The 7,691-nt window shown below is 46.7% G+C and carries 6 protein-coding genes; 3 read left to right on the plus strand and 3 right to left on the minus strand.

From position 1 onward, the window contains the following. Positions 1-88: 88 nt before the first annotated feature. From ACNA7P_RS09075 to nspC, 3 genes are all read left to right on the plus strand, one after another. The gene (locus ACNA7P_RS09075) at positions 89-2,239 is read left to right on the plus strand and encodes a prolyl oligopeptidase family serine peptidase (RefSeq protein ID WP_416258308.1); all 2,151 of its coding nucleotides are present in this window, start codon (positions 89-91) and stop codon (positions 2,237-2,239) included. A gap of 79 nt (positions 2,240-2,318) precedes the next feature. Beyond that, positions 2,319-3,521 carry a saccharopine dehydrogenase family protein gene (locus ACNA7P_RS09080; RefSeq protein WP_416258309.1) on the plus strand — a complete coding sequence of 401 codons (1,203 nt, stop codon included), beginning with the start codon at positions 2,319-2,321 and terminating at the stop codon, positions 3,519-3,521. Positions 3,522-3,583: 62 nt separating this feature from the next. Continuing rightward, positions 3,584-4,720, plus strand: coding sequence for a carboxynorspermidine decarboxylase (nspC, locus tag ACNA7P_RS09085; protein ID WP_416258310.1), 1,137 nt, complete (start codon positions 3,584-3,586; stop codon positions 4,718-4,720). A 47-nt stretch (positions 4,721-4,767) separates the two neighbouring features. Here nspC and ACNA7P_RS09090 read toward each other — a convergent pair whose 3' ends face one another. The 3 genes from ACNA7P_RS09090 to murB are packed head-to-tail and all read right to left on the minus strand — an operon-like array spanning position 4,768 to position 7,512. Continuing rightward, positions 4,768-5,556 carry a type III pantothenate kinase gene (locus tag ACNA7P_RS09090; protein WP_416258311.1) on the minus strand — a complete coding sequence of 263 codons (789 nt, stop codon included), beginning with the start codon at positions 5,554-5,556 and terminating at the stop codon, positions 4,768-4,770. Continuing rightward, a complete protein-coding gene (gene birA / locus ACNA7P_RS09095) occupies positions 5,534-6,526 on the minus strand; it encodes a bifunctional biotin--[acetyl-CoA-carboxylase] ligase/biotin operon repressor BirA (RefSeq protein WP_416258312.1) in 993 nt (330 codons plus the stop codon). Before birA ends, ACNA7P_RS09090 begins: the two co-directional genes overlap by 23 nt. Beyond that, positions 6,517-7,512: a UDP-N-acetylmuramate dehydrogenase gene (gene murB / locus ACNA7P_RS09100; RefSeq protein WP_416258313.1), complete on the minus strand. Its 996-nt coding sequence runs from the start codon at positions 7,510-7,512 to the stop codon at positions 6,517-6,519. The genes birA and murB overlap by 10 nt, the downstream gene beginning before the upstream one ends. Between the last annotated feature and the right edge of the window lie 179 nt (positions 7,513-7,691).

The following is a 7,691-nucleotide window of genomic DNA, read 5'->3' on the forward strand; positions in this document are numbered from 1 at the left end:
TTCAGGAACTAATGTATGCTTAGCGCAAGCAACAACATACGCAGAATTATGATCCGCATTGCGTACACAAATACAACGAGGCTTAATTATGGTTCGTTCTTTATTGCCTATTTTAGCAACCGCAAGTGTGCTTGCCCTCTCGGCTTGCAGTACCCATGTTGCCGAGCCGATACCCGAGGATCGTATGGCCTACCCTGTTTCTCCACAAAGCCAACAGGTTGATCACTATCACGGCGTTGCCGTTGCTGATCCCTATCGTTGGTTGGAAAATATGCACAGCACTGCAGTAAACGAGTGGGTGCAAGCACAAAACAATCTTTCACTCCCGTATTTGCAGGCTCTGCCGGATCGAGAACCCTTAAAAGAGCGCCTAACCAGCCTGTGGAACTTTGAGCGATTAAGTACGCCATTTAGAGTAGGCGAACGTTATTTCTTTTATCGCAATGATGGCTTACAAAACCAGGCAGTGCTCTTCGTAACCGAGAGTTTAAACCGGCCGCCACGGGTACTCATTAATCCAAATAAATTGAGTAGCGATGGCACCGTTTCACTTGCTCGCGCCTACGTTAGCCCCAACGCCAATTTCATTGCCTATGGTATTTCCGATGGCGGCTCCGATTGGGTTGAATTCAAAGTGCGCGATGTGCGTACTGGCGAGGATACCGAGAACCGTATCACCGGAACCAAGTTTACTAATATAAGTTGGTTACCCGATGAAACTGGTTTTTATTACAGCCGCTATCCTGAGGGTGCAGATGGCCATCCAGATGATCAGCAAACCGTGCGGATTTACTTTCATCGTATTGGTACCGCCCAAGCAAATGATGAGCTGGTATATCAGCTAGAAGGCGAAGGCTCTATCAATCCATATCCGCAGGTAGCGGCAAATGGCCGTTTCTTGCTGGCGAATTTAACCGAAGGTTTTTTCGCTAATGGCATGCATATGCTTGATCTAACCGATCCTAATGCCAGTTGGCAGCCGCTGTTTGATAAATGGGATGCGCGCTATAGCTTTATTGAAGCCGATGGCAATATTTTTTACTTTTACACCACAAACAATGCACCGAATGGGCGAGTAATTGCGCTAGATATTAACCGCCCACAAACCAAGCATTGGCAAGAGCTGGTCTCTGAAAAGCCAGAAACTATAGATACGGTAAATTATGTGGGTGGCCGGTTCTTTGTAAGCTACCTGAAAGACGCACAATCTGAGGTGCATATGTATTCGGCCCATGGTCGTTACATCGGTCCACTCGATTTACCGGAAATTGGTTCTGTTACAGGGTTTACCGGTGATGCCGACCACCTCGAAACCTTCTATCAAGTTGCCGGTTTCACGCAACCTGGCGCAATTTATCACTACAATATCGCCAGTGGCGAAAGTGCTCTTTATCGGCAAACCGAAGTAAACGCGCAGCTTGCTGAATATGTTACCGAGCAAGTGTTTTACGAAAGCAACGATGGCACTGCAATACCGATGTTTATTGTGCGCCATCAAGATTCGCTTTTAGATGGTAACAACTCGGTTTTACTTTATGGTTATGGTGGCTTTAATGTTTCTCTCACGCCGAGCTTTAGTGTTGGCCGCATGGTATGGCTTGAGCAAGGTGGCATTCTAGCGGTACCTAATTTGCGTGGTGGCGGAGAATATGGCGATGCTTGGCATCAGGCGGGCACTAAACTTAATAAACAAAACGTATTCGATGATTTTATTGCTGCCGCTGAATACTTAATTGCAAACAACTATACCTCTGCTGGCAAAATTGCCGCTCAAGGGGGCTCTAACGGTGGTTTATTGGTAGCCGCCTCGGCATTACAACGCCCTGAGCTATTCGGCGCCGTGTTGCCCGCTGTGGGCGTTTTAGACATGCTGCGCTATCATACGCCAAGTGCGAACGCACGCGCATGGAGTAGCGATTACGGGTTAAGTGAAAATGCCGATGAGTTTGCCGCGCTATATGCATACTCTCCTGTGCACAATACGCAGCCCGGCACATGCTATCCTCCGATGCTGATCACAACAGGTGACCACGATGATCGTGTGGTACCATGGCATAGTTATAAGTTTGCTGCAGTAATGCAACGCGATCAGGGCTGTGCCGCACCAATATTGTTGCGTGTTGAAACCCGTGCAGGCCATGGCGCGGGCACACCCACATGGATGGCCATTGAGCAAATCGCCGACCAATGGGCGTTTTTACTGAAACACTTAGGTGTAAGCAAAACAAACGCAGAATAATATTTGCATTCTAGAGCGGGCGTAGGCAAAATCGCGCCCGTTTTCTATACCGAACCCATCAAAAAGAAAGGGGTGAAAAATGTCTCGAGTTTTAATTATCGGCGCTGGCGGTGTAAGCGGCGTTGTCGTAAAAAAATGTGCCATGTTACCGGAGTATTTCTCGGAAATTCATTTGGCTTCACGCACCGTTTCTAAGTGCGAGAAGTTACAAGCCGAAGTTGGCACAGATCGTGTAGTAGGCGTTTACTCGGTAGACGCAGATAACGTAGATGAATTAGTAGCACTGATTGAAAAAGTGCAACCAGCGTTGGTAATTAACGTAGCTCTGCCATACCAAGATTTACCTATCATGGATGCCTGCTTAGCTACTAATGTGCATTACCTTGATACGGCGAACTACGAGCCAAAAGACGAAGCGAAATTTGAATACAGCTGGCAGTGGGCATACCACGAGCGCTTCAAAGAAGCTGGCTTAATGGCATTACTTGGTTCTGGTTTCGATCCAGGCGTTACCAACGTATTCACCGCGTATGCTGCAAAGCATTATTTTGATGAAATTCATTACCTCGATATCGTTGATTGTAATGGTGGTGATCATGGCCAAGCGTTTGCTACCAACTTCAACCCTGAAATCAACATTCGCGAAATTACTCAGCGCGGCAAGTACTGGGAAAATGGCGAGTGGGTGGAAACCGATCCAATTAGCGTGCGCAAAGATTTAGATTATCCAGGTGTTGGTGTTCGCGCTTCGTATTTGCTATTCCACGAAGAGCTGGAATCACTGGTAAAGCACTTCCCTACCATTAAGCGTGCGCGTTTTTGGATGACCTTTGGCGAAGCCTACCTGAACCACTTACGGGTACTGGAAGGCATTGGTATGACATCAATCAAGCCTATTGAATACAACGGCCAGCAAATTGCACCGCTAGAGTTCTTAAAAGCGGTATTGCCAAACCCTGGTTCACTAGCAGAAGGCTACGAAGGCTTAACGTGTATCGGTACCTACATCACCGGTATGAAAGATGGCAAAGAAAAAACCATCTTCATCTACAATAATTGCGATCATGCGGCCTGTAATATCGAAGTAGGCGCGCAAGCGGTTTCTTATACCACCGGCGTACCAGCAATGATTGGTGGCTCGTTAATGCTGGAAGGTACTTGGATGAAACCGGGTGTATGGAATATGGAGCAATTCGATCCAGATCCGTTCATGGAGCGTTTGAACAAATATGGCTTGCCATGGCAAGTTGTTGAAGTTGACCAAAACCCGTTAAAAGATTAATAACGGTTAGGTATACTACCGGCTCTTCGGAGCCGGTTTTGCTTATTAGGAGTTGCTGTTAAATGACCAATCCTTTTTTATCGCCAAAAATCCCTTCGCCATGTTTTGTGCTTGAAGAACAGAAGTTAATTAATAATCTTGAATTAATGCAGCGTGTGCAAAACGAAAGCGGCGCTAGTATTATTTTGGCTCTGAAAGGCTTTTCGATGTGGAGCGTATTTCCCATCGTAAAACAGTACCTAAAGGGTTGTACTGCGAGCTCAGCTTGGGAAGCGCAGTTAGCAGCTGATACCTTTGGCAGCGAAGTACATGCTTACTCTCCTGCCTATAAAGATTATGATATGGATGTGTTGGTGCAGCACTGTAACCACATTTCATTTAACAGCCTCACCCAGTGGCAACGATACCGTAAACAGGTAGCCGCGCACGGTATTTCTGTAGGTTTACGTATTAATCCAGAACATCGTGAAGCAGAAACTGAGCTGTATGATCCTTCTGCACCAGGTTCGCGTTTGGGCATTCCTGCAGCCCAACTTGAAGGTGTTGATTTAACCGGTATTGAAGGCTTCCACGTGCACAATCTGTGTGAGTGTGATTCCTTTGCATTAGAGCGCACGCTTGCTGCAGTTGAGGAACGCTTCGCCAAATGGCTACCACAAATGAAGTGGCTGAATCTTGGCGGTGGTCATTTAATGACCCGCAAGGGCTACGATGTTGATCACTTAATTGCCCAGCTGAAACGTTTGCGCGAAACCTATGATTTAGAAATTATCCTCGAGCCAGGTTCTGCGGTTGCTTGGCAAACTGGTCCTTTGGTTTCTGAGGTTGTTGATATCGTAGAGAATAATGGCCAAATTGCTATTCTCGACATTTCCGCCACAGGGCACATGCCCGATGTACTTGAAATGCCGTACCGCCCTGAGATCACAGGTGCTGATTTACCGGGCGTGCAAGCACATACCTATAAGTTAGGTGGCAACAGTTGCTTGGCTGGTGATGTAATTGGCGAGTATAGTTTTGCAAACGAGCTGCAACCTGGCGATCGCATTATTTTTGCAGATATGATGCATTACACTATGGTGAAAACTACGTTTTTTAATGGCGTAGAGCACCCTTCCATTGGTATTTTACGCAGCAATGGTGAATTCGAATTGGTACGTAAATTTAATTATGCCGATTTCAAAGGGCGGCTTTCTTAAGTTCTACCAAGCCGTTGTGCACAACGTGTAATTGTAAAGAGGCAACCCTAGGTTGCCTCTTTTTGTTGATACCATAAGGCTAAACCTTCAAGCACTAAATGCGGGCGCATCTCAGCATTGCTAAGTTCTTCTACCTGCAGATATTCGCTATCGCCACCGGTACACCACACCGCAATCGCCGATGCAGTGGAATCTGCTGCAGCATTCGTTGGCAATTTACTATCCGAGCTATTCTGCACACCTAAAGCGCCATAAGCCGCACTTAAAGCTTCGTTAACAAAGCCCCGCAAAGAGGCTCTGCAACCAAGAAAAATAGCACGCTCGGTAGCTGTACCTAATATTTCGTTGGGTACCTGTTCGGTAACCTTCAGCCGTGTACTACGCTGCACTAGAGATTCTTGCATCAACCTCATACCGGGGGCAATCCAGCCGCCCTTGTGCTCACCATTCGCAGTAAGTACATCTAAAGTAATAGCCGTACCCGCATCAATAATAATGGCTGCCTGCTTGCTAGCTTTAGCAACCAATAGGGTTAACCATCGATCAACTCCCAATGTTTCCAGCTGCTGATAGCAATGTTGTATGCCAAATCCCGTTGTACTGCGCGCAATATGCAATACTTTATGCTGCGCATTTAAGTGCGCCTGTATTGTGGCAATGTGCTCTTCAGTACCAACACTGGCGAGAGCCACGTGCTGCATAGGCTGCTCGGTAAGAAATTCGAGCAACCCATCAATGCCATAACCTTTGTGCAAGAACTCGATCGGTAAACCAGCCCGATAGCGAGCTACTTTCCAAGCGGTATTACCAATTTCAACGAGTAGGGTTTCGGACACTGATTTCTCCCCCAAAATAACGTTTTTTGCCATCTTCTTGCTGTACCAATAGCGCACCGAATTCATCAATACCCTGCGCTATGCCCTGCTGTTCATGTTGACCTAAAAGCAACGTTACCGGTTGCTGATAAAAATGATCATATTTGCGCCACAGCGGGATAAGTGGCTGTAAGCCCTGCTGATCATGCGTTTGTAAGATACCAATACAACGATTAATCAGTGCGCTAGCCCACCAGTTTCTATCCAAGGCTTCAGGAACATGTTGGTTTATACTGGTAAATGGCTGATCAATAGCCAGCTGATTTTCCGGCATGGCCAAATTCAAACCAATACCAATAATCGCTTGCCCTTCACCAGTAGCTTGGCCTTCTAGTTCCACTAAAATACCCGCAACTTTCTTGCGCTGAATATATACATCATTAGGCCATTTCACGCTCACGCCTTCAATGCCTGCTGCCGACAACATTTCGGCAAGGGCGATACCCACCGCTACGCTTAACCCCATGGCAGCATTTAAGCCTTGGTAAAGCGGCCAGTACATAGATAAATATAAGTTACTGCCAAAAGGGGAATACCATGCTTTACCGCGGCGCCCACGCCCTGAAGTTTGCATTTCTGCCAACACGCAGGTACCCGCGGATAGTTCATTTTGTTCGGCCAGCAAGCGCTTCAAATCATCGTTGGTAGAGCCGGTAACATGCTGCAAATGCATCAACACATGCTGATTCTCAACACGTAATTTTGCTTTCACCGCTTCTGAATTCAATAGCTGTAAGGGTTTTGCTAACCGATATCCTTTGCCTGTTACCCGAAATATATCCAACCCTAAAGTTGCTAATTTTTCCACATGGTTATGAATCGCAGCGCGGCTAACACCAAGCTGATCGCCAAGTTGCTGGCCAGAATGAAATTCGCCATCAGCTAAGATTGCGATTAACGCAGAATCAAGTTCACTCGGTGCTATTGCCATGCAATTAACCCACTGCTGCCTAAAACACGAACTTCAGGCTCAAGATCCACGCCGTAAATTCGTTTAATTTCACGGATAATTTCGCTCGCCAAAGCGCGTAACTGTTCACCTGTGCCGCGGCCATGATTTACTAACACTAACGCCTGTCGTGAATGTACGCCAATATCGCCAATTCGTAACGCCTTTAGGCCCGCCTTATCAATTAACCAGCCAGCCGCTAGTTTAACGTGCGATTCGCTTACTGGATAAACGGGCAAATCTTGGTGCTGCTCCGCTAACGCGGCGTATTGTTCTTTGCTCACAATGGGGTTCTTAAAAAAGCTACCGGCGTTGGCAAGTTCAGAAGGATTCGGCAACTTAGCATTGCGCACTTGTATCACGTGCTCCATTACATCGCGAGCCGAGGCCTGTTTTGGTAGTACCGCTAAATCAGGGTAACTTAGATTAGCAAGCCACTCTTTCGGCAGCCTAAATTGCACCGCTATAATCAACCAGTGCGCATACTCAGAACGTTTGAAAATGCTATTACGATAGCCGAATTCACATTCCGCGTTACTAAGTGAAAATTGCTGATGTTGCTTTAAATCATATATGTTTACAGAATCAATGAAGGTGGCAATTTCTACACCGTAAGCACCAATATTTTGCACCGGTGCAGCGCCTACACTGCCAGGTATTAACGCCAGATTTTCGAAACCCGGCATACCCTCGTGCACCAATTTCACTACCAAATCATGCCAATTTTCACCAGCGGCAACCCGCACTAACCAAGCGCTATCAGATTCTTCGATTACTATGCCGCGCAGCTGATTTACCAACACTTGCCCAGAGTAATCTGCCGCAAATATAGTATTACTACCTTCGCCAAGAATCCACGTATCGGCAGTATACCGAAGCTCACCCAGTTGCTCTGTATCGGTAATCTCAATCAGCTCTTTCGCACTGGTAGGGAGAGCAAATGTGTGGCGTTTTTGTAATGCAAACAAAGCACGATCCTTTACATCGGTAAACTAAATTAAAGCAACTCAGTAATCGCAAGCGTAAATGAATGCTCGGCAAATGGATCGGCGCTGACTTGATCGTCATCCTTCAAGCTATGCTGCAACAGCCAATGGCCTTCTTGTAAGCGATACGTTTCGAGCGTATGCAACATCGGATCGATCAA

The sequence above is a fragment of the Aliidiomarina sp. genome, assembly GCF_047920995.1.
Lineage (GTDB): Bacteria > Pseudomonadota > Gammaproteobacteria > Enterobacterales > Alteromonadaceae > Aliidiomarina.

What these genes read in the sequence shown, in the direction of transcription:
- ACNA7P_RS09075 (WP_416258308.1), top strand. Translation starts at nt 89, where the DNA reads ATGGTTCGTTCTTTATTGCCTATTTTAGCAACCGCAAGTGTGCTTGCC.
- ACNA7P_RS09080 (WP_416258309.1), top strand. Translation starts at nt 2,319, where the DNA reads ATGTCTCGAGTTTTAATTATCGGCGCTGGCGGTGTAAGCGGCGTTGTC.
- nspC (WP_416258310.1), top strand. Translation starts at nt 3,584, where the DNA reads ATGACCAATCCTTTTTTATCGCCAAAAATCCCTTCGCCATGTTTTGTG.
- birA (WP_416258312.1), bottom strand. Translation starts at nt 6,526, where the DNA reads ATGGCAATAGCACCGAGTGAACTTGATTCTGCGTTAATCGCAATCTTA.